This window comes from Gammaproteobacteria bacterium (assembly GCA_016716465.1).
In the GTDB taxonomy this organism is placed as follows: domain Bacteria; phylum Pseudomonadota; class Gammaproteobacteria; order SZUA-140; family SZUA-140; genus JADJWH01.
This window is the reverse complement of the sequence record JADJWH010000004.1, coordinates 622,252-646,057: the sequence shown is the minus strand read 5'-3', so window position 1 is coordinate 646,057 and position 23,806 is coordinate 622,252. Positions and strand designations below refer to the sequence as shown.

27 protein-coding genes are annotated in these 23,806 nt (G+C 65.3%); 13 read left to right on the top strand and 14 right to left on the bottom strand.

The window, feature by feature from the left end; genetic code table 11:
- Window positions 1-56 precede the first annotated feature (56 nt).
- Window positions 57-404 carry a DUF1820 family protein gene (locus IPM20_10800; GenBank protein MBK9132106.1) on the bottom strand — a complete coding sequence of 116 codons (348 nt, stop codon included), beginning with the start codon at window positions 402-404 and terminating at the stop codon, window positions 57-59.
- Window positions 405-475: 71 nt separating this feature from the next.
- Window positions 476-1,345, bottom strand: a complete 870-nt coding sequence (locus IPM20_10795) for an outer membrane lipoprotein-sorting protein (GenBank protein MBK9132105.1) — start codon at window positions 1,343-1,345, stop codon at window positions 476-478.
- A gap of 266 nt (window positions 1,346-1,611) precedes the next feature.
- Here IPM20_10795 and IPM20_10790 point away from each other — a divergent pair, with 266 nt between their 5' ends.
- Both IPM20_10790 and IPM20_10785 read left to right on the top strand, forming a co-directional pair.
- The gene (locus IPM20_10790; protein ID MBK9132104.1) at window positions 1,612-2,607 is read left to right on the top strand and encodes a MotA/TolQ/ExbB proton channel family protein; all 996 of its coding nucleotides are present in this window, start codon (window positions 1,612-1,614) and stop codon (window positions 2,605-2,607) included.
- Window positions 2,608-2,676: 69 nt separating this feature from the next.
- A complete protein-coding gene (locus IPM20_10785) occupies window positions 2,677-3,405 on the top strand; it encodes a hypothetical protein (protein ID MBK9132103.1) in 729 nt (242 codons plus the stop codon).
- A 144-nt stretch (window positions 3,406-3,549) separates the two neighbouring features.
- Here IPM20_10785 and IPM20_10780 read toward each other — a convergent pair whose 3' ends face one another.
- The 3 genes from IPM20_10780 to IPM20_10770 form a co-directional block, all read right to left on the bottom strand.
- A complete protein-coding gene (locus IPM20_10780; protein MBK9132102.1) occupies window positions 3,550-4,443 on the bottom strand; it encodes a fructosamine kinase family protein in 894 nt (297 codons plus the stop codon).
- Window positions 4,444-4,618: 175 nt separating this feature from the next.
- Complete coding sequence (tal, locus tag IPM20_10775; protein MBK9132101.1) at window positions 4,619-5,779, bottom strand: transaldolase; 1,161 nt, start codon at window positions 5,777-5,779, stop codon at window positions 4,619-4,621.
- Window positions 5,780-5,844: 65 nt separating this feature from the next.
- On the bottom strand, window positions 5,845-6,207 hold the full coding sequence (locus IPM20_10770; protein ID MBK9132100.1) for a CZB domain-containing protein: 363 nt from the start codon (window positions 6,205-6,207) through the stop codon (window positions 5,845-5,847).
- A 248-nt stretch (window positions 6,208-6,455) separates the two neighbouring features.
- Between IPM20_10770 and IPM20_10765 the strand changes: the two genes are divergently transcribed.
- The 5 genes from IPM20_10765 (at window position 6,456) to IPM20_10745 (ending at window position 10,406) form a co-directional block, all read left to right on the top strand.
- On the top strand, window positions 6,456-6,896 hold the full coding sequence (locus IPM20_10765) for a hypothetical protein (protein MBK9132099.1): 441 nt from the start codon (window positions 6,456-6,458) through the stop codon (window positions 6,894-6,896).
- Window positions 6,897-6,976: 80 nt separating this feature from the next.
- A complete protein-coding gene (locus IPM20_10760) occupies window positions 6,977-7,843 on the top strand; it encodes a hypothetical protein (protein ID MBK9132098.1) in 867 nt (288 codons plus the stop codon).
- Window positions 7,844-7,896: 53 nt separating this feature from the next.
- Entirely contained in the window at window positions 7,897-8,424 is a 528-nt protein-coding gene (locus IPM20_10755) for a hypothetical protein (protein MBK9132097.1), read from the top strand.
- A gap of 1 nt (window position 8,425) precedes the next feature.
- The gene (gene mpl, locus IPM20_10750; GenBank protein ID MBK9132096.1) at window positions 8,426-9,799 is read left to right on the top strand and encodes a UDP-N-acetylmuramate:L-alanyl-gamma-D-glutamyl-meso-diaminopimelate ligase; all 1,374 of its coding nucleotides are present in this window, start codon (window positions 8,426-8,428) and stop codon (window positions 9,797-9,799) included.
- The gene (locus IPM20_10745; GenBank protein MBK9132095.1) at window positions 9,789-10,406 is read left to right on the top strand and encodes a UbiX family flavin prenyltransferase; all 618 of its coding nucleotides are present in this window, start codon (window positions 9,789-9,791) and stop codon (window positions 10,404-10,406) included. Before mpl ends, IPM20_10745 begins: the two co-directional genes overlap by 11 nt.
- A gap of 285 nt (window positions 10,407-10,691) precedes the next feature.
- Here the strand turns inward: IPM20_10745 and IPM20_10740 are convergent, their stop codons facing one another.
- Both IPM20_10740 and IPM20_10735 read right to left on the bottom strand, forming a co-directional pair.
- Complete coding sequence (locus IPM20_10740; protein ID MBK9132094.1) at window positions 10,692-11,924, bottom strand: multifunctional CCA addition/repair protein; 1,233 nt, start codon at window positions 11,922-11,924, stop codon at window positions 10,692-10,694.
- 133 nt (window positions 11,925-12,057) lie between these two features.
- Complete coding sequence (locus IPM20_10735; protein MBK9132093.1) at window positions 12,058-13,035, bottom strand: complex I NDUFA9 subunit family protein; 978 nt, start codon at window positions 13,033-13,035, stop codon at window positions 12,058-12,060.
- Window positions 13,036-13,241: 206 nt separating this feature from the next.
- Between IPM20_10735 and IPM20_10730 the strand changes: the two genes are divergently transcribed.
- The 3 genes from IPM20_10730 to IPM20_10720 all read left to right on the top strand — a co-directional run bounded on the left by IPM20_10730 (window position 13,242) and on the right by IPM20_10720 (window position 16,482).
- Window positions 13,242-14,606: an NAD-dependent succinate-semialdehyde dehydrogenase gene (locus tag IPM20_10730; GenBank protein ID MBK9132092.1), complete on the top strand. Its 1,365-nt coding sequence runs from the start codon at window positions 13,242-13,244 to the stop codon at window positions 14,604-14,606.
- A 23-nt stretch (window positions 14,607-14,629) separates the two neighbouring features.
- A complete protein-coding gene (locus IPM20_10725) occupies window positions 14,630-15,424 on the top strand; it encodes a sulfite exporter TauE/SafE family protein (protein ID MBK9132091.1) in 795 nt (264 codons plus the stop codon).
- Between the two features lie 200 nt (window positions 15,425-15,624).
- The gene (locus tag IPM20_10720; protein MBK9132090.1) at window positions 15,625-16,482 is read left to right on the top strand and encodes an FkbM family methyltransferase; all 858 of its coding nucleotides are present in this window, start codon (window positions 15,625-15,627) and stop codon (window positions 16,480-16,482) included.
- Between the two features lie 16 nt (window positions 16,483-16,498).
- On the opposite strand, the gene IPM20_10715 is transcribed toward IPM20_10720, so the two are convergent.
- The gene (locus IPM20_10715; GenBank protein ID MBK9132089.1) at window positions 16,499-16,981 is read right to left on the bottom strand and encodes a YajQ family cyclic di-GMP-binding protein; all 483 of its coding nucleotides are present in this window, start codon (window positions 16,979-16,981) and stop codon (window positions 16,499-16,501) included.
- A gap of 29 nt (window positions 16,982-17,010) precedes the next feature.
- Between IPM20_10715 and IPM20_10710 the strand changes: the two genes are divergently transcribed.
- Complete coding sequence (locus IPM20_10710) at window positions 17,011-17,694, top strand: class I SAM-dependent methyltransferase (GenBank protein MBK9132088.1); 684 nt, start codon at window positions 17,011-17,013, stop codon at window positions 17,692-17,694.
- Window positions 17,695-17,754: 60 nt separating this feature from the next.
- Here the strand turns inward: IPM20_10710 and IPM20_10705 are convergent, their stop codons facing one another.
- On the bottom strand, window positions 17,755-18,687 hold the full coding sequence (locus tag IPM20_10705; GenBank protein MBK9132087.1) for a hypothetical protein: 933 nt from the start codon (window positions 18,685-18,687) through the stop codon (window positions 17,755-17,757).
- Window positions 18,677-19,570 (bottom strand): hypothetical protein, encoded by an 894-nt coding sequence (locus tag IPM20_10700; GenBank protein MBK9132086.1) that lies wholly within the window; start codon window positions 19,568-19,570, stop codon window positions 18,677-18,679. Before IPM20_10700 ends, IPM20_10705 begins: the two co-directional genes overlap by 11 nt.
- Window positions 19,571-19,777: 207 nt before the next feature.
- On the opposite strand from IPM20_10700, the gene IPM20_10695 reads away from it, so the two are divergent.
- Together IPM20_10695 and IPM20_10690 are read left to right on the top strand one after the other, a co-directional pair.
- A complete protein-coding gene (locus IPM20_10695; protein ID MBK9132085.1) occupies window positions 19,778-20,431 on the top strand; it encodes a DUF1775 domain-containing protein in 654 nt (217 codons plus the stop codon).
- A 13-nt stretch (window positions 20,432-20,444) separates the two neighbouring features.
- Window positions 20,445-20,639: a hypothetical protein gene (locus IPM20_10690; protein ID MBK9132084.1), complete on the top strand. Its 195-nt coding sequence runs from the start codon at window positions 20,445-20,447 to the stop codon at window positions 20,637-20,639.
- Between the two features lie 62 nt (window positions 20,640-20,701).
- Here IPM20_10690 and IPM20_10685 read toward each other — a convergent pair whose 3' ends face one another.
- The 4 genes from IPM20_10685 to IPM20_10670 all read right to left on the bottom strand — a co-directional run bounded on the left by IPM20_10685 (window position 20,702) and on the right by IPM20_10670 (window position 23,555).
- A complete protein-coding gene (locus tag IPM20_10685) occupies window positions 20,702-21,460 on the bottom strand; it encodes a hypothetical protein (GenBank protein MBK9132083.1) in 759 nt (252 codons plus the stop codon).
- Window positions 21,461-21,683: 223 nt separating this feature from the next.
- Window positions 21,684-22,388, bottom strand: coding sequence for a hypothetical protein (locus IPM20_10680; GenBank protein MBK9132082.1), 705 nt, complete (start codon window positions 22,386-22,388; stop codon window positions 21,684-21,686).
- 76 nt (window positions 22,389-22,464) lie between these two features.
- Window positions 22,465-23,184, bottom strand: coding sequence for an NYN domain-containing protein (locus tag IPM20_10675; GenBank protein MBK9132081.1), 720 nt, complete (start codon window positions 23,182-23,184; stop codon window positions 22,465-22,467).
- Between the two features lie 86 nt (window positions 23,185-23,270).
- Window positions 23,271-23,555, bottom strand: coding sequence for a hypothetical protein (locus IPM20_10670; GenBank protein ID MBK9132080.1), 285 nt, complete (start codon window positions 23,553-23,555; stop codon window positions 23,271-23,273).
- Window positions 23,556-23,806: the final 251 nt, after the last annotated feature.

The following is a 23,806-nucleotide window of genomic DNA, read 5'->3' as shown; positions in this document are numbered from 1 at the left end:
GATTTTAAATCTGTCCCCAATCTCGGTGTAAATCCGCCCCCATGTATCCGCTCCCGCTATTCCTTGGACCCGTCGGGCGGTCTGCCGGGCGCGTAGAGGGGTGTCGGAAAGCGCGCGACGTTGCCGCCTTTCTCGCCGTCACTGATCTTCGCGGTGCCCTGCTTGTCGACCTCGTCGATGCGGATCACGGCGTGCAGGGGGATATAGCTGCGGCGCACCCCGCCGAACTCGGCCTTGAGCCGCTCTTCCGACGGATCGACCACCACGGCCGATTTCTCGCCAAAGACGATCTCCGCGATCTCGATGAACCCGTACAAGCCGCCCTGGTTCACCTGGTGCGCATAGATCTCGTAGATCTTGCCCTCGTTGTGAAATACCACCTTGTACAGATGTTTCGTCTTCATCAATCCCAACCTGCGAGCGCGGCCTTCCGCGCAGTCTACACCCTTACCGGCCTGCGCGGGCGAGGCCGGACTCAGCGGACATAGCGGGAAACCCGCTGGGCGAAGGTGTCCGCCCCCTGATCCAGCACGCGCTTGGCGAACATGTCGTCCGGCAGTCCGAGATTGACCTGGACGTCGCGCTGCTCCAGCAGGGTCTTGTTGCCGTTGACGCGGTTCACCGCGGCGACCCGATCCCAGACCCAGTCCTTGCCGACCTGGGACCAGGTGAAGATCAAGGTCTTTACCAGATGCGATTCGCGGTCATAGCAATCGACCTGCAGCGGCAGATAGGCATCCTTGCTGATCCAGGCGACACGCTTGCCATAGGGACTGCTGTCGGGGTCGCGCGGCACGGATTCCACCCGGTACACCGCGCGCCCGTCCAGGGTCTCGCTGCCGAGCAGGGTATGGCGGTCCAGCACCGGCGCGCGCGGCGCCAGCTCCTCCAGATCGAGCTCGGACACCGAAAACTCGTCGCCCTCGGTACGCCTCCGGGTGCCGGAGTAGTCGCGCGGCTTGCGCGTCAGCTTGCGCGTCAGCCTGAGATCGGGCAGGTACAGCCACTGGTCGGCGTCCCGATCCTGCTCGACGCGGTAGAACCAGCCGAGATAGCCGATGTCCTTTTTCTCAGGCGGATATTCATTGAACATGACGACCTTGGACTCCACCCCGGCCGAGGCCGGATAGCGCTTGTAGGCCATCACCAGGCCGAGGGTACCGGTCTTGCCCCCGTCGTACTCGAAGCTGAAACGCAGGCGGGAAAAGCTGTCGTCTCCGCCGTACACCTCGTAGACCTGCTGCATGATCCTGGCGGCGACGTCCCCCTCGGCGGCGAACGGGGCGCTGGCGGCCAACAGGCAGAGGCCGGCGACGACGAAGCGGGGGAGGATCCTGACGGTCATTCTGTTGCGCCTCCGAATTGGGTGCCCCGGACAGACAGGGGCGGGACTGAAGTGGGCCGCCGGCATGAGGCGGTGTTCACCAACGGAAAAACCGGCCGGCGGTGGCTATTCCTGCGTTTCCCGTCCGGGGTTAAACTCTATTACAATTCATCATGCATTTCACCCGAAACGCGACCCGCCCAGTCCCGCGACCAGACCCGCCCGCGCGCACGGTCCGCGCCGTCGGTCCCGTGGTTTGCATCGCGGCGATGACTTAAGGTAATCGGATGAATCAAAAACCTTTTCGCACACTGCTGCTGTGGATCATCTGGGCCGCCACCGCCGTCATCACCTATTTCTCCCTGTATCGCGGCGGCGAGGTGTGGGAGTTCGTGCGCACCGACCAGAGCCGCGTCACCTGGCTGATCATCGGCCTGTTCGTGTTCGGCCTCATCGCCAGCTTCATCGTCACGATCCTGATCACGCTGGAGGCGCTGGTGGCGAACCAGGTGGACGAACGGGTCGCCGGCAAGGGCCTGACCGCCATCGACAGGCTCTCCCGCCGCCGCGCCGTGGGTCGCTTCTTCAGCGCGCTCAAGAAGACGACGCAGTCCGGCAACGGCAGCGTCGACACCGAGGCGCTGCTCACCAGCGAACTGTCGATCTACCAGCGCATCAGCCATTCGACCGACGTCATCGGCAATCTGCTCATCACCCTTGGCCTGATCGGCACCGTGGTCGGACTCACCCTGGTGCTCACCGGACTGACCGGATCGCTGGAGGCGCTCGGCCACGATTCGGAAATGATGCTGAGCGGCATGCGCAAGGCGATGGCGGGCATGGGCACCGCCTTCTACACCACCCTGCTCGGGGCAGTGCTCGGCGGTGTGCTGCTGCGCGTGTTCGCCCAGATCACCGAGCACGGCATCAACAGCGTGTACGACGCCGTGATGCGGACCTGCCTGGTGCACTGCGCCGCCGACCTGCAGCCCTCGATGCAGCGCGACCTGCATCAGCTCGACGCCCAGATCGAGGCGCTCGGTCTGCGCATGAAGGTGCTGCAGCACGCGTTCAACGAGTCACGCGAGACCATGGCCCGGTTCCGCGAGGAGGCCGCCCTGCTGCGTGACGTGTCGCAGGAGGAAAACAAGATCCTGTTCGACAATCTCCGCCTGCACAAGCACAACATCGAGATGATGCGCGGCGAGATCACCGCGATGCGGCGGATCAACAAATCCTGGTGGGAACGCCTGCGCGACGCCCTCTGGCGCCGGGAAACCTGAGCCGCGGACCGCGTCATGAAGGAACGTCGCAAATTCACCTTCACGAACATCCACGAGAGTTTCTCGGACATGGCGCTGCTCATGCTGGCGACCTTCATCTTCCTGTTCGTCCTGATCCTGATCACCTCGCGGCTGGCGGAGGAGTACGAGACCCCGCAACTCAAGGAAAGGATCGAGGAGATGCGCCGGGAACTGCAGCAAAGCGACGCCGATCGCAATCGCCTGATGCGCGAAATCGACGACATGGCCGGCATGAGCACCGATGCCCAGATGCAGCGGGCGCTCGAGGCGGCCCAGCTCTCCACCGGCCAGGGACGCAAGGACTTCGACATCTTCATCACCGGCCTGCGCGACCTGCCCGGCAAGGACCTGCACCTGGTGGTGGACGCCACCGGCTCCATGCACGGGCTGTCGTCCTTCCTGATCCCGATACTGCGCGTGATCGTGATCCGTTCCGGCAAGCATCTCGACGCCATCACCTGGTTTTCCGATGAAAAGGCCGAGACCTACACCGGCTCGATGGGCGAGATGTTCGACCAGCTCGTGCAGGGCGCGCCCTTCATCGGCGCCAATGAGACCATCGGCGACGCCTTCCGCAAGGCCGCCATGAACGCCAAGAAGCCGGGCGCCTACCTGCTGCTCGGCGACGAGCCCTCGGATGACCGCATCTTCTATCTCGACATCCCGAGCCCGGTGTTCACCCTGCCGATCGGCCGCTCCAACCCCACCACCCAGTGGGAATATCAGACCCTGGCGGACAAGACCGGCGGCAAGATGCTGCAGCTCGACTTCAGGTAAACCCCGGCCACCCGGGGACGGACTTGAGTCCGTTCCCTCCCGCAGATGTTTTACTCGATGCGCGGATGAATTTTCCCGACCCACAGGGCCCGTAAGGATCAGGAACCCGGTTTTTACTTGGTCCTTGGCCCCGGGCCCTTCCTTTCACTGCCCCACTTCCCCCAGCAACGCGTCGATCATGGCCTCCGCCTGCGCGCGGTAGCCGCCGCCGAACAGGTTGAGGTGGTTGAGCACATGGTAGAGCTTGTAGAGCGTCCGGCGCAGGTCATAGCCGGGATCGAGCGGCAAAACCTCGCGGTAGGCATCGTAGAAAACGGCGGGAAAGCCGCCGAACAGTTCGGTCATCGCCAGATCGGTCTCGCGGTCGCCGAAATAGACCGCCGGATCGAAGATGACCGGCTCGCCGTCGCGGGTGAAGGCGACATTACCGGACCAGAGATCGCCGTGCAGCAGCGCGGCGGTGGGGGCATGTCCCGCCAGCAGCATCGGCAGCGCCGCCAGCAGGCGCTCACCGCGCTGTTGCAGACGGCCGCGGTGCCCGTTGGCGGCGGCCAGCACAAGCTGATGACCCAGGCGCCGCTCGCCCCAGAAGCGCGCCCAGTCAGCATCGGGCCGGTTGGGCTGCGGTGTCGATCCGATGGTGTTGTCGCGCGACCATCCGAACGCGGGTCGCGTCACGCGATGCTGGGCGGCGAGCCGGCGCCCCAGGAGCTCGAAGCCCGTGCCTCCGCCTCGCCCCAGCTCCAGCCATTCCAGCACCAGGAAGGCCGCGCGCGCCGTCACGCCGACACAGACCGGCGCCGGCACGCGCACGGCCTGTGCCGCACGCAGCTCCTCCAGACCGGCGAACTCGGCGGCGAACATCTCCTCGCGCGCGGGATCGTTCAGCTTGACGAAGAAACTCCGCCCGTCGCCGTCGAGCCGCCACGCGTCATTGATACATCCGCCACCGACGCCTTCCTGTCCGCGCACGGTGAAGGACGCGCCGGTGGCCGCGCGGATCGCCTCCGCGATGGCATTCGCCAGTTCCCGCTCCATCGCCTCCCGCCGGAGTCAAAAATGCAAAAATGGGGACAGATTTATTTTTCCCGGATTACCCGTCGCCATTGGCGGGGCGTCCGGACGCAAAATCGGAAAAATAAATCTGTCCCCGATAGGATAAAAAAGAAAAAGGTCCCCGGCGGATGGCGCCGGGGACCTTTATCATACGGGATCAGCTGCGGCGAGTCCCGCCGCTGGCACGCGCGGGCGACATCCCCGCCACCTTCTTCGCGATGACGTCCAGCAGGGTGTGGAAGGATTGCGCGAACTTCTTCACGCCGTCCGCCTCGAGCTCGCGCGTGATCGCGGCGAGATCGATGCCGAGGCCGGTGATGCGTTGCAGCACCTCACGCGCCTCCCCGGCGCCCTGCGTCAGCGTGACGTGCGGATCGCCGTGATCGCGGTAGGCCAGATACGTCCCAGGCGGCACGGTATTCACCGTTTCGGGACCGATGAGCTCCTCGACGTAGAGCACGTCGCTGTAATCCGGATTCTTGGTGCCGGTGCTGCCCCACAGCAGGCGCTGGGCATGCGCGCCGGCATGGGCGAGCGCGCGGAAACGGCCGGAACCGAACATCTCGCGATAGACCTGATAGGCCAGCTTGGCGTTGGCGATGGCCGCCTTGCCGCGCAGCGCGAGGATCGCGGCGCGCTCGCCCTCCGGCGCGGCCGCCGCCTTCTGCTCCAGCAGCTTGTCGACCTGGTTGTCGACCCGGCTGATGAAAAAGCTGGCGACGGAGGCGACATCGTTGTGCTTGTGGCCGCTGTCGCGGCGCGCCTCCAGACCGGCCAGATAGGCCTCGGCCACGGCGCGGTAACGGTCGACCGCGAACAGCAGCGTGACGTTGACGTTGATCCCCTCGGCGATCAGCTGCTGGATCGCCGGCAGCCCCTCGCGGGTCGCCGGCACCTTGATCATCAGGTTCGGACGGTCCACGCGCTTGTGCAGCGCGCGCGCTTCCGCGATGGTGCCCGCCGTATCGTGCGCCAGCTCCGGCGAGACCTCCAGGCTGACCATGCCGTCGCGATGGCCGCTCGACTCATAGACCGGCAGCAGGATGTCCGCCGCCGCCTGGATGTCCTCCACCGCCAGCGTGTAGAACAATTCCTGCGGCGACTGCCCGGGACTGCGCGTCACCAGCGCCTGCAGGGCGGAATCGTAATCCGGGCTGCCGTTGATCGCCTGTTCGAAGATGGTCGGATTGGAGGTGATGCCGCAGATGCCGTCCTCGCGGATCATGCGTTCCAGCTCGCCGGATTCGAGCAGATTGCGGTGGATGTTATCGAGCCAGATGCTCTGTCCGTAGGTTTTCAAACGCAGTAATGGATTCATGGGGTTCCGTCTCCGAAGTCGGATGGCCGCGGCGCTTGTCTCACCGCGGCCATGCTTTCTCTATACTAAACCTTTTTCCACTCCATCATGGCGGCCGTCAGCCGGGACGATACCGAGGCGAAATCGCCGCCCAGCGCGAGCATCCTGACCGCCTCATCCTTTTGCCCGGTGACCGCCAGATCCGCGACACGGGCGGCACATTTGTGAAATTCGGCGTGCAGCTCGCGCACCGACCGGTAATGCGCCGAGGACTTGTCCGTCGCGCTGAGGGAGGTTCCATAGAGCCACTTGCCGAAATTGCACTGATTGTCCTGCCGGATCGTGTCCGCCGAGACCTCGCTCTTGCCGGTCTCGATCGCCTGTTTGAGGCGCGCCTTCCACATGCCATGGGCACCGATGGCCTTGTCGATCTCTTCTTTATTGATCATTTGCCGTAGCCTCACGCTATTTGGGTTTCTGGAATCGTAGATACGGGCACCGGGCCTCGGCGCGCGCGGAACCGCGCCGGGGTCATCCCGAATAGCCCTGCGAAGTTAGCGGCATCCGGGCGGAAAAATATGAGTCGCGGCCGGTGCGGCCGCCCCCGGGCATGACCTCGGCTTATGCGATAGCCATCACGGCTGGACCGGGGGAAACCGGCTACTCTGTCCCCCGTATCCGGCACCAGGCGCACGGCATGGCGGTATCCACTGGCACCACCCCCCTTTCAGTCATCAGCCTATTGCTCGCCGCCCTGGCGGCGCCGGCGGCCCAGGCCGGCCCCCTGACCCACACCCTGGCCCCGGTGGCCGAGGCCGTCAGCGCCGCGGTCTGCATCGACCCCTGGCACAAGGCCCGGCCGTGCCGCCCCCCGACAAGCCTCCTGGGCAGCGCCGCCCGGCAGGCCGACCTGGCGAATCGCTGGCTGTCGAGCCTGTGGTCGGTGGCCGGCGAAGTGGCCGCGGCCCCCGGACTGTTCCTGTCCGGAAAGCGCGTCGCCTGCGGCGGCGCCTTCGACAGCGCCTCCCTGATCAAACTCGACTTCACCCGCTTCCAGCTCAACATGGATCTGTATCTCGATACGGACGAAGACCGCCTCGACGCCCTCCAGGTCGCCTATCGCAGTTGCTGGCGCTGACGCGCCCCGGGTCGCCGGGATCCGCGCGGCACGCGCAAATCCGCTTAAGTCTTACACCCGGTCACGGTATGATGTCCGACGTGACGGACATCGATACGACAGACCAGCCTCCCCACGACGGCGAGCCGGCGGGCATCCGGCACGATAACGTGGTCCCCGCGCCACCGTTCTGGGGCAGCCGCTGCATCGAGCGCATACCGCTGCGGGCGGTGGTGCCCTATATCAACCGTAAGACCCTGTACAAGTTCCAATGGGGCTACAAGGCCGCCGGGCGCTCGGAGGACGAGTACCAGGCCTTCGCCCGCGCCGAACTCGACCCGATCCTGAACCGCCTGCTCGAACGCAGCGAACGGGAGGATATCCTGCGCCCGCAGGCGGTATACGGCTACTTCCCCTGCAATGCCGACGGCAACGACCTGATCGTGTACGAGGATCCCGCCGGCCAGCGCGAACGCTGCCGTTTCACCTTCCCGCGCCAGCCGAAGGGGCGCCACCTCTGCCTGGCCGATTTCTTCCGCCCGCGCGAATCCGGGGCGATCGACGTGGTCGGATTCCAGCTCGTCACCGTCGGGCAACACGCGTCGGACTTCGCGCGCGAACTGTTCAAGGCCGACCAGTACCAGGAATACCTGTACTGGCACGGCATGAACGTGGAATCGACCGAAGGCCTGGCGGAATACGTGCACAAGCGCATTCGCGCCGAGCTCGGTTTCAGCCGGGAAGAGGCGCGCGCCATGCACGAGGTCCTCAAACAGGGCTACCGGGGCTCGCGCTATTCCTTCGGCTATCCCGCCTGTCCCAACCTCGCGGACCAGGACAAGATCCTCGCGCTGCTCGACGCCTCCCGCATCGGCGTCACGCTCGGCGACGAGGACCAGCTGTGGCCGGAGGAAAGCACCAGCGCCATCGTCGCGCACCACCCGCAGGCCAAGTACTTCACCATGTAGTTGCCGGCAGACGGCCGGCCATGCAGGCGCACGCCAGATTCCAGGGAGAATGAATGGGTAGATTGCTGCAGCGCTATTTCGATATCTGCCTGCTGCGCGCGGGACCGCAGGACCTGCCGTCCTCGGGCTTTCTGCTGTGGCTGAGCGGCCTGGGCTATTTCGCCGCCGGCATGCTGATGTCGCTGCAGAATCTCGATGTCGCGCACGCGACGCTGCTGGTGGGGCAGGACATCGGGCTGCTCGCGGGGCTGCTGTTCGCCCTGCTGTGGAGCCGCGATATGCTGGTGCGCTATCGCCAGACGCTGACCGCGCTGCTGGGGACCGGCGCGATCCTGCAGATCGTGGCCCTGCCGATTCTCTCCTGGCAGCAGGCCGGGCTGGCCGAAGACACCATCAGCTCCGCCCTGATGTTCGCCTCCCTGCTGTTGTGGATCTGGCTGCTGTGGGATCTGATGGTGATCGGCCACATCCTGCGCCACACGCTGTCGACCCGGCTGCCGATCGGGGTGTTGCTGGCCCTGGTCTATCTGTTCGTATCCTACAGCGTGACCCGAATCCTGTTCTTTCCGGAGACCAACTGAGATGCGCGTTCACATCCTCGGGATCTGCGGCACGTTCATGGGCGGCATCGCCCTGATCGCGCGCGAGCTCGGCCTCGAGGTCGAGGGTTCCGACCTCAATGTCTATCCGCCCATGAGCACCCAGCTGGCGGACAGCGGCATCCGGCTCTATGAGGGCTACAAGCCCGAACACCTCGAACCGGCGCCGGACCTGGTAGTGATCGGCAACGCGCTGTCGCGCGGCAATCCGGCGGTGGAACATGTGCTCAACCGCGGGCTCGACTACGTCTCGGGACCGGAATTCCTCGCGCGCCACGTGCTGAAGGATCGCTGGGTGCTGGCGGTGGCCGGCACGCACGGCAAGACCACGACCTCCAGCATGCTGGCCTGGATCCTCGAATACGCGCAGCTGAAGCCGGGCTTCCTGATCGGCGGCGCCCCGCTCAACTTCAGCGGCTCCGCCCGCCTCGGCGACGCGCCGTTCTTCGTCGTCGAGGCCGACGAATACGATTCGGCCTTCTTCGACAAGCGCTCGAAGTTCGTGCACTACCGGCCGCGCACGCTGGTGATGAACAACCTCGAATTCGACCACGCCGACATCTTCCCCGACCTCGCCGCGATCCGGCGCCAGTTCCATCACCTGGTCCGCACCGTGCCCGGCTCGGGCCTGATCATCTCGCCGGTCGACGACGCCGAGCTGAACACCGTGCTCGGCATGGGCTGCTGGACCCCGGTCGAACACCTGCGCGGTGACGACGCGCCGGACGCCACGCACTGGTGGGCGCGCCCGCTCAGGGCCGACGGCGGCGAGTTCGCCGTGATGCACGGCGCGCGCGAGATCGGCGCCGTGCGCTGGGAGCTCAGCGGACGCCACAATATCAGCAACGCGCTCGCCGCCATCGTCGCGGCGCGCCACGCCGGCGTGCCGCCGCTGGAGGCGATCGCGGCGCTGGGCGAGTTCCGCAACGTCCGCCGCCGGCTGGAGCTGCGCGGCACGGTCGCCGGCATCGCGGTCTACGACGACTTCGCCCACCACCCGACGGCGATCGCGACCACACTGGACGGCTTCCGGGGCCGCATCGGACCGGCGCGCATCGTCGCGGTGCTGGAGCTGCGCTCGAACACGATGAAGATGGGCGTGCACAAGCAACAGATCGCCCCGGCGCTCGCACTGGCCGACGAGGTGATCCTGTTCCAGCCGCCCGACCTGGGCTGGTCGCTGGGCGAAATCGCCGAGGCGATCGGCCCGCGCGCGCGCGTATTCGATCGGGTACAATCCATCATCGACCATCTGAAGGCCAACGGCCGCGGCGGCGACCACATCCTGATCATGAGCAACGGCGGATTCGAAAATATCCACACTCGGCTGCTCGAGGCCCTGCGCCATGACGACTAAGACCGTCGCCGTCGCGATGACCGGCGCCTCCGGCGCGGCCTATGGCCTGCGCCTGCTGGAATGCCTGATCGAGGCCGGCGTGCAGGTGCCGCTGATGCTGTCGCCGCCGGGACAGGTGGTGATCGCGATGGAAACCGATCTGAAACTGCCGGGCGTGCCGCGCGAGATCGAACGCTTCCTGAGTGAATACTACGGCGCCGAACCCGGCCAGCTGCAGGTCTACGGCAAGGACCAGTGGACCGCCCCCCTCGCCAGCGGCTCCGGCGCGCCGGACGCGATGGTCGTATGTCCCTGCACCAGCGGCACGCTGGCCGCGATCGCCATGGGCAGCAGCGACCACCTGCTCGAGCGCGCCGCCGACGTCGTCATCAAGGAACAGCGCAAGCTGATCCTGGTGCACCGCGAGATGCCGGTGTCCGCCATCCACCTCGAACACATGCTCAAGCTCGCGCGCCTCGGTGTCGTCATCATGCCGGCGAACCCCGGCTTCTATCACCGCCCGCAGCAGATCGAGGACCTGGTCGACTTCGTCGTCGCCCGCATCCTCGACCACCTCGGCGTCGAGCATGCGCTCGTGCCGCGGTGGGGAGACGAAAAGCAGGATTGAGTGATCAATCAAAAGGCGTGTTGCACTTCGGATGCGGTCAAACGGGGACAGATTTTAAATCTGTCCCCTATACATTAACATCGCGCTGTCGACCGTTGGGCTTCGCTGCGCTCAGCGCCAACCTACAATACCGCGATTCTCCGATGTAGCCCGGATGCAGGCGCGCAGCGCCGGAATCCGGGAAGTCCTCCTCGTAAGCCCTGCCCCGGATTCCGCTGCGCTTCATCCGGGCTACATGGTGAATGGGGACAGATTTAAAATCTGTCCCCGGGTCCTTCCTGTCCCCTACTTCTGCGGTCGGATCGAGGTCAGCGCCTCGACGCGGCGGCGTGCCAGTTCATCGCCGAGTGCCTTGCCGGTCAAGCCTTCCTTCGCGAGCGCCGCCGCGTCCACCGCGCGCGCCACCGCGAAGGCACGGCGCAGATAGAACCCCTGCGTGAACACACTGTCCTCGTAGCCGGTGCGGCCGCGCGAGTCGGCCTCGCAGGCGAGCAGGAACTGCTCGAAGCGCTCCGGGCGGCGGAAGGCGTCGGTGGATTCCAGCAGGCGCAGCACCGTCTCCGGTCGCAGTTCCTCGGCGCGGTGCACCTGGCCGTGATAGCGCGCGACCAGCACGGCGAGGTCGCGGTAGTCGTTGGGGATGCGGTAACGCCGGCACAGTTCCTCGACCAGCGTGACGCTGCGCTCCTCGTGCGCGATGTGGCGCGGCCACTGCTCGGGCGGCGTCGTGCCCTTGCCGAGGTCGTGCACCAGCGCGGCGAAGCGCACGCGGGTGTCGCCGCTCAGGCGCGCGGCGCATTCCAGCACCATCATGGTATGTACGCCGGTATCGATCTCGGGATGGTGCTGCGGCGGCTGCGGCACGCCCCACAGGCGGTCGAGCGCGGGGAACAGGCGCGCCAGCGCCCCGCAGGCGCGCAGGGTCTCGAAGAACGCCGACGGTCGGGTCTCGCCGAGCGCGCGCAGCAGTTCCTGCCACACGCGCTCCGGCACCAGCGCGTCCACCTCGCCGGCCTCGGCCATGCGCCGCATCAGCGCGCGCGTTTCCGGCGCGACCGTGAAGCCGAGCGGTGCGAAACGGGCGGCGAAGCGCGCCACGCGCAGGATACGCACCGGATCCTCGGCGAAGGCCTCCGACACATGGCGCAGTGCGCGATCGTGCAGGTCGCGCCGGCCGCCGAAGGGATCGATCAGCGCGCCGTCCTCGTCCTCGGCCATCGCATTGATGGTGAGATCGCGCCGGTGCAGGTCCTCCTCCAGCGTCACCTCCGGCGTCGCCTGCACCGTGAAGCCCTTGTAGCCCGCCGCCACCTTGCGCTCGGTGCGCGCCAGCGCGTACTCCTCGTGGGTCTCGGGATGCAGGAAGACGGGGAAGTCCTGGCCGACGGGCCGGAAGCCGCGCGCGCGCATCGCCTCGATATCCGCCGCCGTCGCGCCGACCACCACCCAGTCGCGATCCCGCACCGGGAGTCCAAGCAGCCTGTCGCGCACCGCGCCGCCGACGATGTAGGCCTTCATGGCGCCTCCACGGATTTCAGACCTCCCGGGCGCTGCGCCGCGCCGGGATCGATGTACGGGATCGATGTATCAGGGTACTGGATTCCCGCCCGCGCGGGAATGACGGCGAATGAACGTCGTCCGCGGCGGCGGCTCAATAATTGTGGCGCGCGCGCTGGCGGTATTCGTCAAACCGTCCGCGCTGATCGCGGTGCCCCAGATACACCGGCACCACCGCCTCCACCGTGGCCGGCGCGACCCCGAACACCGCGGGGAAATCGCCGCCGCACACCGCATCCACCTGCAGCGAGAGATAGTTGTCGTGCGTGAAGGCCTTGCCCGGCAGATGGCCCATCACCGCGGCCTGCAGGCGGGACAGCATCGGCGACAGCCCGAGCACCTGGCGGCGCAGCCTGAGTACGCGCACGGTGAACTCCACCAGTTCCTTCAGCGTATAGGCGCGCGGCCCGCACAGGTCGTAGCGCTGGCCGATCGTGCGCGGATCCTCCAGCGCGATGCGCATGGCCTGCGCGACGTCGCCGACGAACACCGGCGCGAAGCGCGCGCGCGGACAGGCGAGCGGGAACACCGGGACCGGCAGTCGGAGCAGGCAGGCGAAGCGATTGAAGAAGTGATCGTCGGGTCCGAAGATGACCGACGGACGGAATGTCGTGACCTCCAGGCCTTCCGCCTGGTGCACCAGGTCCTCGCCTTCGCCCCTGGATTTCAGATAGCGGCTCGGCCCGCGCTGCGCGTCGGCGTTGAGCGCGCTCATGTGCAGCAGGCGATTCACCCCGGCCTCGCGGCACAGCTTGACGAGGTTGCGCGGCAATTTGACATGGACGTCCTGGAAGCGGCCGGCGCCGCCCTCGTTCAGGACGGCGACCAGATTGACCGCCGCCGCGCAGCCCTGCAGCAGCGCGCGCAGGGCGACGGTATCGTGGACATCGGCCTCGACCAGCTCGACGCCGGGCAGCACGCGCAGATCCCGGTGACGCTGCGCGCGCCGCGTCGGGATGCGCACGCGGTAACCGTGGGCGGACAACAGGGCGGCAAGGTGGCCGCCGACGAAGCCGGTGCCTCCCAGCAGGCATACGAGCGGCTTGACCGCCGGTTCAACTCTCAAGGGCATTACGACTCTCCGGTGATTGGCTCGACGCGACGCGCACATCCGGTCTTCCCCGGCCGCCGGCGCGCCTGCCGATTTTACGCGAGTCCGCCGCGCTTTGTCAGGCGCGGGCTGCGCCGGCGCGCCTGTCCCCGGGTTCCGGCGCCGCGTGGCTCCATCCCGGCCATGAGCTGTGTTAATCTGGAGCGCAATATATATGGAGTCGATGCATGGCTTTCCGATCGATCAATCCGGCCGACGGGTCCGTCCTGAAGGTGATCGAGCCCTGGAACGAGGCCCGGATCGATTCCGCCCTCGACGGCGCGGCCGCCGCGGCGGCGTTGTGGGCGGATACCCCGCTTGCCCGCCGCTGCGAGCTGCTGGGTGAGCTTGCCTGGCTCCTGCGCGAACGGCTCGACCCGCTCGCCCGCCTGATCACCCTCGAGATGGGCAAGCTCATCGGCGAGGCGCGCGCCGAGGTCGAGAAGTGCGCGCTCGGCTGCGAATACTACGCCGACCACGCGGCCACCTTCCTGGCCGATGAACCCGTCGCCAGCGACGCCGGCCGCAGTCTCGTCGCCTGGCAGCCGCTCGGCCCCGTGCTCGCGATCATGCCGTGGAATTTTCCCTTCTGGCAGGTCTTCCGTTTCGCCGCGCCGGCGCTCGCCGCCGGCAACACCGCCCTGCTCAAGCACGCCTCCAACGTGCCGCAGTGCGCGCTCGCCATCGAGGAAGTGTTCCGCGACGCCGGCTTCCTGCCCGGCGCGTTCACCACGCTGATGATCGAGTCCGGACAGGTCGGGGCGGTGATCGCGGACCCGCGCGTGCGCGCGGTGACCCTCACCGGCAGCGAGGCCGCCGGCCGCACGGTGGGCGCCGCCGCCGGGCGCGCGCTCAAGAAGAGCGTGCTCGAACTGGGCGGCTCCGACGCGTTCATCGTGCTGGCCGACGCGGACCTCGAGCTCGCCGCGGCGAACGCCGTCGCCTCGCGTTTCGTCAACGCGGGCCAGAGCTGCATCGCCGCCAAGCGCTTCATCGTCGAGGCGGCCGTCGCCGACGAGTTCGTCGAACGCTTCCGCATCGGCGTGGAGGCGCTGCGCGCGGGCGATCCGCTCGATCCGGCCACCACGCTGGCGCCGCTCGCGCGGCCGGACCTGCGCGACGAGCTGCACCGCCAGGTCGAGGCAAGCATCGCCCGCGGCGCCGTCGCGGTGACAGGCTGCGAGCCGATCCCGGGACCGGGCGCGTATTATCACGGCTCGATCCTCGACCGCGTCACGCCCGGCATGCCGGCCGCCGACGAGGAACTGTTCGGCCCGGTGGCGGCGGTGCTGCGCGTGCGCGACGAGGCGGAGGCCGTGGAACTGGCCAACGCCTCGCGCTTCGGACTCGGCGGCAGCGTGTGGACGCGCGACGCCGCGCGCGGCGAGCACGTCGCGCGCCGGCTGCAGTGCGGCTGCGCCTTCGTCAACGGCATGGTCAAGAGCGACCCGCGCCTGCCCTTCGGCGGCGTCAAGGATTCCGGCTACGGGCGCGAGCTGGCGCGCCTCGGCATGCTCGAGTTCGTCAACGCCAAGACCGTCTGGATCCGCTGAGCGCGACGGCGCGGCGCGCACCGGTGGAGAGCCTCCCGCAGTTTCTGCCGTTCTATCTCCTGCTCGGCGCCGCCACCGGTTTTTTCGCCGGCCTGTTCGGCATCGGCGGCGGCCTCATCATCGTGCCCGCGCTCGCATTCCTGTTCGCGGCCCAGAACGGTGACGCGCTGATGCACAGCGCCATCGGAACCTCGCTCGCGACCATCATCCCGACTGCGCTGTCCTCGATCCGCGCCCACCACCGTCACGGCGCGATCTCCTGGCCGCTGGCACGCCGGCTCATGCCGGGCATCGTGCTCGGCACCGCCGCCGGCGCGATGCTCGCGGACCGGGTCGACGGCGAGACCCTGCGCCTCATCTTCGGCGTCTTCATGCTGGCGGTCTCGCTGCAGATGGCTCTCGGCGCCATGCCGGCGGGACGACGCGCGCTGCCCGGCCGGGCGGGCATGGGCGCGGCGGGGATCACGATCGGCGCCGTGTCCGCGCTGATCGGCATCGGCGGCGGCACGCTTACCACGCCGTTCCTCACCTGGTGCCGCGTCGAACTGCGCCGCGCCATCGCCACCTCGGCCGCCTGCGGCCTGCCCATCGCACTGACCGGGACGGCCGCCTATCTGATCGCCGGACTCGACGTGACCGGCCTGCCGCCCGGCAGCAGCGGTTACATCAACTGGCCGGCGGCGATCGCGATCGCCGCGGCGAGCATCTTCACCGCGCCCCTGGGCGCGCGCCTCACGCACCGCCTGCCCGTCGCGCGGCTGCGGCGCCTGTTCGCGCTGCTGCTGGTGCTGGTGGCGCTGCGCCTGCTGTGGACCTGAGGCCGGACGGCCTTCCCGCCACCGCGGAAAATCTCCAGCCAGGCTAAGGGGTTGTGACGCGATGCCACGCCGTGGCGCGGACCGTCCGCGATTCCGCCTTGAGCGCCGTTCCGGTTCCATGGTCAAATAGCCCAAGGCGGCGACTATTAGAACTATACCGATCGCAGACCGCCGGCCACGAGCCCACGAGCAGGACGATCATGCTGAACTTCTCCCTCTCCGAGCTGATCCAGCCGGAAACCCGGATCACTATTCTCGATGTCGGCGCGAGCATGACGGAAAAGCCGCCCTACGCGCACCTGATCGCCTCCGGACTGGTGCGCCTGATCGGTTTCGAGCCCAACCGGGCCGAGTGCGAACGGCTGCGGGAACATTACGGCAAGCCGCACGAATTCTTCCCCTATTTCATCGGCGATGGAAAACCCGCGGTGTTCTGGGAGACGAACTGGTTCGCGACCGGCTCCCTGTTCAAGCCGAACACCCCGCTGCTGGAAAAATTCCAGAACCTGGCGGAGCTGGTCACGCCGGTCGCGCAGCACGACATCGAGACCAGGCGGCTGGATGACATCCCCGAAATCGACGACGTGGATTACATCAAGATCGACGTCCAGGGCGCGGAGCTGATGGTGTTCAAGGGCGGCGAGAAGCTGCTGGACAAGGTCCTGCTGATCCACAGCGAGGCCGAGTTCCACCCGCTGTACGAGAATCAGCCGCTGTTCGCCGACGTCGACACCTACCTGCGCAGCAGGAATTTCATGTTCGCAAAATTCGTCGGCTTTGGAACGCGCTGCATCAAGCCGACGCTGCTCAACGAAAACCCCAACCTCGGCACCAACATCCTGTGGTGCGACGCGCTGTACACGAAGAACTGGCTCGATCTCTCGCCCCTGTCCACCGACAAGATCATCAAGTACGCGATCCTCGCGCACGACATCTACGAACAGGTCGACCTTACCGCGTACCTGCTGAAGTACCTCGACGACACGAAAGGCACGAACTACGGACTGGCCTACCAGCAGTGGCTGGAAAAGCCCCGGCCCGGAACAGCGGCGGTCTGACCCGCCTGCCCGGGCGTCAGTCCCTGAAATTCTTGAACTGCAGCGGCATCTCCAGCTTCGACTGGCGCAGCAGCGCGATGGCGTCCTGCAGATCATCCTTCTTCTTGCCGGTCACGCGCACGCTGTCGCCCTGGATCGCCGCCTGCACCTTGAGCTTGCTCTCCTTGATCCGCTTGACGATCTCCTTGGCCAGCGTCGTCTCCAGTCCCTCGCGCACGGTGACGCGCTGGCGCGCCTCGCGCCCGAAGATCTCGGGCTCGTCGATCTTGAGGCAGGCGATGTCGATGCCGCGGCGCGTCAGCTTGTCCTGCAGGATGTCCAGCATCTGCTTGAGCTGAAAATCGGACTGCGTATGCAGCGTGACCACCTGCTCCTCCTGTTCATATTTGGAGCCGGTGCCCTTAAAATCGAAGCGGTTTCCGACCTCGCGATTGGCCTGATCGAGCGCGTTGGCCAGCTCGTGCTTGTCCACTTCGGAGACGACATCGAACGACGGCATGGCGATAACCTCCATGAGCTTTGACTGACATGACGACCGGCACCGGAACATCGGCAGAGACCCGCGCCCCCCGGGACGGCGGCGCCTGCCCGCTGTGCGGCGCGCCCGATGCCGCGCCGTATCACCGCGACGGCGCGCGCGCGTACCTGCGCTGCGCCGCCTGCGCGCTGATCCACGTGCCTGCGCGCCATCATCTGACAGCCGACCGGGAAAAGCAACGCTACGACCTTCACAATAACGATCCCGGCGACGCCGGCTACCGGCGCTTCCTCGCGCAACTGTTCGAGCCGCTGGCGCCGCGGCTGGCGCCCGGCGCGACGGGCATCGATTACGGCTGCGGGCCCGGCCCGGCGCTGGCGATGATGTTCGAGGCGGCGGGCTTCCCGATGCGCCTGTACGATCCGTTCTATGCCCCCGATCGCGGCACATTGGCGCAAACCTACGATTTCCTGACCTGCACCGAGGCGGCGGAGCATTTCGCCCGCCCGGAACGGGAATGGCGGCGCATCGTTTCGCTGGTCCGGCCCGGCGGCTGGATCGGCGTCATGACCAGCCTCTATGATGAGGCGCCCGCCTTCGCGGACTGGTATTACAAGAACGATCCGACGCACGTCTGCTTCTATGCGCGCGCGACCTTCGAACGGCTGGCGGAGGACTATCGTCTGCAGCCTTACTTTCCTGGCGGACCGGTCATCCTGCTGCGACGACGCTGAATCACGGCTGAATTACGAACGGGGGACGGATTCGCGAATCCGACCCCTTCGCTCCGCGGCTCATCCCGCGATATTCGGCGGTAACGCGCCGAGGCCGGCGCCGTAAACGTGGATCGAGGCGGCGATGTTGTCCAGCAGTTTCCGGAGTTCACCGGCATCGGCAGCGAGCCGGGTCACATCGACATCACGCATCCACTCGCCGTGGGCGATGCCGACGATGATATAGACCTCGCGCCGGGCGGCACTCAGCTCGATCGGCGCATCAAAGGACAACATCACCGGCGCCGGTTCGGGCAGGCCGCCATCGTCGACATCCACCTTCACGCGCCGCGTACACAAACCGGAGCCGTCGGTCTCGGCGCAATAGTCCGCGCGGATGGCGAAGATCCGGCCCGCCATTTCCGGGACCTCGGGCGCCGTGGTCGGGTCGTCATTCGAGGCGGCCGCGTAGTCCGGCGTGCCGTAGGCCTCGGACGCCAGACGGACCAGCGCGGCGCGGATCCCGCAGTAGCGGCCGGGCGCGATGGCCTGATCGCCGAGCGGCAGGATGAATTCCTCCTGGGTGACGATATCGATCACGTTCGGATGATCCAGCGCGCGGCCGCCGACCGGCTCGCTGCCATGACCGGCATGGGCATGCGCCGCCGGCACGATCGCATCCAGCAGACGCCGCGGCAAGGCGGCCAGGCCGGTACACGGCACCAGCTCCAGGTTATCCAGCACCAGGTAGGCGCGGTACAGCGCGAGCGAGCGGCCGTTGGCGTCGCGGATCGGGTGTTTCTCGAGATTGGCCTGGTCATATCCTCCCTCGATGAGCGGGCTGCTCGGGGTGACCGTCACCTCGACCGGCTCCTCGCCCGCGCGCGCACTGGCATGCAGCTCGGCGAGATGCACGGTCAGGCCGGACTCGATGCTGTCATCCTCATTGCAGGCGGACACGGCCGCGGCGCCCGCAAGCATCAGCGCGATGCCGAGGGATCGTTTACAGATCATAGGTCACTCCGATGCGGAACACGGGGTCCTCTTCCTGCCGGCCGTGCAGATTCTCGATCGCGGGGATCTGATAGCTCAGGTTGACGATCAGGTCCGTCAGCGGCATCCACACGACGCCCGGCGTCGCCATCACCAGCACGCCGCCCGAATCCGGGTCGACCACACCGGAATAGTGATCGTGTTCCTTGCTGCGCGCGTCGAGGCTGAAGGACAGCGCCAGCCCGTTACCGGCCAGCGCGTACTGCGCATGCGCGGTCATCAGCATGACATCGCCGGCCTCATAGCCCTGATAGCCTTCGTCCACGGCATGTTGGTAGGCGGCGCTCAGATAGAAAAAGGACGGCGTGCGGAAATAGCCGTACCACACGCCGAGATTCGGGATCGTCGCCCCGCCGCCGGGCTGGGCATCGATATCGATCGGAACGCCGTTGCTTTGCTGTTCGGAGGAGGTCGGAACGCGCACGCCGAACTGCAGGCCCCACAGATGGCGGGCCGGAATCTGCGCGGCGTCGCGCAGGTACCAGCGCGCGGACAGATCGGCGTCGCCGAGACCGCTCGCCGTCTCATGCGAGAGATCGAAGCGCCGCACCTCCTTGTGCACGTATGGCAGGCTGGCCGCGAAGATCCAGTCTGCACTCGGCGCATAACTCAGGCTGTAGGTGACGCGCGTCTCATCGATGTCCTGGCCGTCGACGCCGGGATCACCCACCGTCTCCCCGCGCGTCAGCGCATCCACGCCGATGCGCAGCCGGCCCGCGAAGGGCTTCTCCGCCCCCATGGTCGTGATGGTCGGGTCTCCGCACAGACAGGTCGCGCAGGCGAGGACAGGCTCCGCATGGATGATACCGATGACTGCCAGGCTGGCCGCGGTGATCCGTAGCATCGTTCCCCCGGAATGAATGAGCGGCCATTATCAATCGACATGGTAGTGCGGTAAATGCGGCAAATTGTCGCACCTTCGGTGTTCCTGTTTATCTGTATACCGTGGGTTCCGCCAGGCACGGGGTGCGGCAATATGTCGCATTATCAGACGCACGCGGGTTGATTAAGATGCCCTTCCTGATTTCACATTCGAGGGAGGCTGATTCAAATGAAAATCCGCACGACTTTGCTGTCCGGCTCGGGCCTGCTGCTGCTCGCCACCGTCCCGGCGGCCCATGCCCATGTCACTTTCGTCGACGCCACGGCGGAGGCCGGACGCTCGTTCATCGCGGTCGCCAACATCAATCACGGCTGCGAGGACGAGCTCGGCAACTACGATACCTACAAGGTCGAGATCGAACTGCCCGCCGGCATCACCGCACGTCCGATGAGCTCGCCCGTCGGGCAGGCGAGCGTTGACGACTCGGGCGATCCCGTCAAGCTGGTGTGGGAACGCGATTCCTCTGATGTCGGTGCGGACGACGCGCTGTTCTATCAGGTGAGCTTCCGCTTCACCGCACCCAACACGCCGCTCGCCTCGCTGCAATTCCGCACCACACAATCCTGCGCGGGCAGCACGCAAATCGTCTGGGAAGGCGTTGATGCGCCGACGCTGCGGATCGTTCCGACCCATGCCACCGGCTGGAACAAGTACACGGCACAGGCCGATATCTCACTCGAGGATATCGCGGCGACCTTCGCCGACGCCCAGATCGTGTGGGCCGGCAGCCAGGCCTACAGCGCCAACCCGGTGATCGCGGACCTGATCCAGAACCCGCTGACCGTCATCACGGCCGGGACGGAATACTGGGTCAAATACTGAGGTGGAGGAAAAGATGAAACGCACCCTGCGTATCCTGCCGGCGCTCCTTCTCGCCGGACTTGCCGCCTGCAACGGATCGGATGGAAACTCTGACCCCAATGAAGACGGCGAAGCGGCCGGCGACACCCTGAACCCGACCGCCATCGCATCCGAGATCGCCCCGCCCGCGGGCGGGCAACTGCCGGCGGAGCTGCTGCCGCCGTCCTGAACCACAATTTATGTTGCAGCGGGGACAGATTTTAAATCTGTCCCCGTTTCCACTTCTTGATTTCAATCCGGCCGCGCGCCCTCCGGCGGTGCGCGCAGGAACCACAGCTGATGGGCGCAGATCAGCCACTGCAACGCGAAGGCAATCCCCATCACGCCGCCGCCGATAAACACCGTATACGCAAACACCATCGACACTTTGGTCAGCCACCACGAACCGATGTCGATGAAGATCGCGAGGAAGGGCAGCGCGATCAGGATCGACTTGAGATAGCGCTGACGCACATAGGCGTGACTAAAGATCAGACCCATGAACGCGAAGATGAAGGTCATGCCGAACAGGTGAACGTGCGAGACGCGCACCAGCGTGCCGATGGACACGCCGCCATCGGTCGCCGCCAGTGGCGTGACGTCCGCGTACGAAACCAGCGCGGGAAGCTTCGGGTCGGCGCCGGAATGGCACGCCACGCAGCGCGCGCGCAGGATGGGCTCGATCTCAGCCGCGAACTCCGTCTCGTCCGCGCCGGTGCGCACCCAGGCGATGATCTGCCGGATCTGTTCCGGACTCGCCATGCCAGCCATCGGTCCGCGCAGCGCGGTCTCCAACCGGCTGTTGTCCGGCGTACCGGCGTAGGCGATCTGGATGTCACGCACCGACAAGCCGGGTTTGCCGTCCACGCCCGCATGTACCTCAAAGATCTGGATCACCGCGAACAGATAGCCGAGGCCCAGGATGAGCAGGATCATGCTGTACAGCACCTGCAAGTGGCGCGGCAGGTCGGAAAAGAACGGATGCTGATAGACAGGGCGGCTGGTGTTCATGGTAATGCCTCATGGCGAGTGGCGGCGCGGAACCGGATCAGCCGACATTCTAAACGAGTCAGCGCCAATGAAAAAACTGGGTCTGTCCGGTCCTCAATGGGGTCAGACTCGATTGGTACTTGCTTCGCCGCTTACCACTGATAAGTGAGCTTTCAATCGAGTCTGACCCCGTTGTTCTCAAAGTATACTGGCCGGTTTGTATCGATCTGATCTCTATTTATCGTTAAACCACACTCGCGATGACATCGTCATTGGAGGGATCGCACGAGACCCACCCGAGGTAGAGGCTGAGACTGTCTGTTCGAGGTACCTTAACCAATCGTCCCTCTCCGACATCGACTCCGAGGGCAGCGCCGAACGCCACGAAATCGGCCAAGGACACAGGATCCGACCGAAACGACTGGACCATCATTACGGCGTACTTGGCTCCAAAGCGCTCGGCTTCAATCAGCGCGGACGCGGTGCGATGAAAGAGCTGATACCGAAGCTTGTTATCCGGAGGATATGCGGCACCGAGCAAACTACATAGATGCTCTAGACGAGTGACCTTTCCAGGCGAGGCATCCTTGAACCAAACATCGAGCAACTCGCCGAACGTCTCGCCCGCCTTACCTTCGACAGCCATCGATACGTAACCATCGGGTGCTTTCAACAGCACCCAAACATCGTTCTGAGAAGCTTTTCCTCGACCTTGCAGCTTAACTTGATGTTCTGGCAGCGCCAGAAGCACCTTTGAACTTTTCAATACCTCCTGAGTATCAAGCAGGGCCGCGATCTGCCCCGGGAGGCCGCGATCCGTTCTCTGGGCGGCTTCCCACGATATAGCTGTTTCAAATGCCGAGGCACCGCGTACCCAATGCTTATCCGGATCAGCAAGTAACTGGCGCCAGCTCGAAGGACCGCAAGACGGAATTAACACTCGATTCATGAACTACACTCCTTATTTCTCTAACGCTTGAGCTCAGGCCGCAGCCCGTTAAGTCCATCGCGCCTGCAGCGAATGATTAGGCTTCCTTCGCTCGTACATATATCTGCATACTCTGTGAGTCCTCGCTGGAAGGAACCGACTTGACCTCTAGGTATGGCTGAGCCTTTACCAGTTCTCCTAACTTCCTAAATCCAAAGTTGCGAGGGTCAAAGGAGGGGTCATTCTTCAGAAGAAGACCGCCAACTACGCCCAAGAATGCCCACCCGTCATCTTGTCCCGCCGCCGCCACAGCCGGAATGATCAAGGACTTCAGTGGACCCTGAATGGGCGCTTCAACAGCTGCCCCAGTGGCGGGCTTGCGGAGGATTTCGGTATAGATGAACTTGTCGCACGCCGCCATGAACGGTTTAGGAGTTTTCTTCTCCCCAAACCCATACACTGAGAGCCCGGCCTCCCTGATTCGGGTAGCAAGCCTGGTGAAGTCGCTGTCCGATGAGACCAGACAGAAGCCATCGACCTTGCCCCCATGCAGGATGTCCATAGCCTCGATGATGAGTGCCGAGTCGGTGGCGTTCTTGCCAGTGGTATAGCGGAACTGCTGAATCGGCTGAATGGCATGATCGTGAAGTACGTCCTTCCAGCCCGAAAGATTTGGGGTAGTCCAGTCGCCGTAGGCGCGCTTAACTGTTGCGGTTCCGTACCTCGCGACCTCTGCAAGGACATCTGAAATTACCGACGCCTGAGCATTGTCAGCGTCTATTAGTACGGAAAGGTTGTCTGTAACTTCAGATTTCATGCAATTCTCCATGGAAACCTACGACCAAGCTCAGACGCGGCGCCGCGTAAGCGGCGACGTCGGCTGGAGCGCCTTGTTGGGCGCGCTCACGGTTTTAACCCGGACAAATAATTAAACAGATCTTCGATACTCTTTACCTGCGCAATTGGTTTGCCGTTTGGAAGATTGGCCCAGGTATGTCCAGTGACGCTGTTGTAGATACGAAGCTGATGCTGTTTCCCAACATCAACGTAAACCACACGGGGTGATTTATTTCCTTTCTCTCTTTTGTTCTTCGGAGCCGATACTTTGTAGTCGAATCCGAGGAGTTCTAGAACCCGAACGGTGGAGGCCACCTTTTCTGCAACGATTTGTCTTTGCCCTCTATTCACAGACACCCCTCCCGATGTTGTTTTGCGCCCAACGTTTGAGCTCAGGCCGCGGCCCGTCAGGGCCGTCGCGCCTGCAGCGAATGGTTATGCTGCAACACGCCGTATTGCATCTTCAACGGACTCTCCGCACCCAATGACTCTGCCGTGGTGATTCTCACAGACCAACCAGGATAGGTCTTTGGGAACGATGTAGTACTCGAAGCCAAAGCACTCTCCGATGATGCTCACGGCCTCTTCCGGTGAAGCCTCAT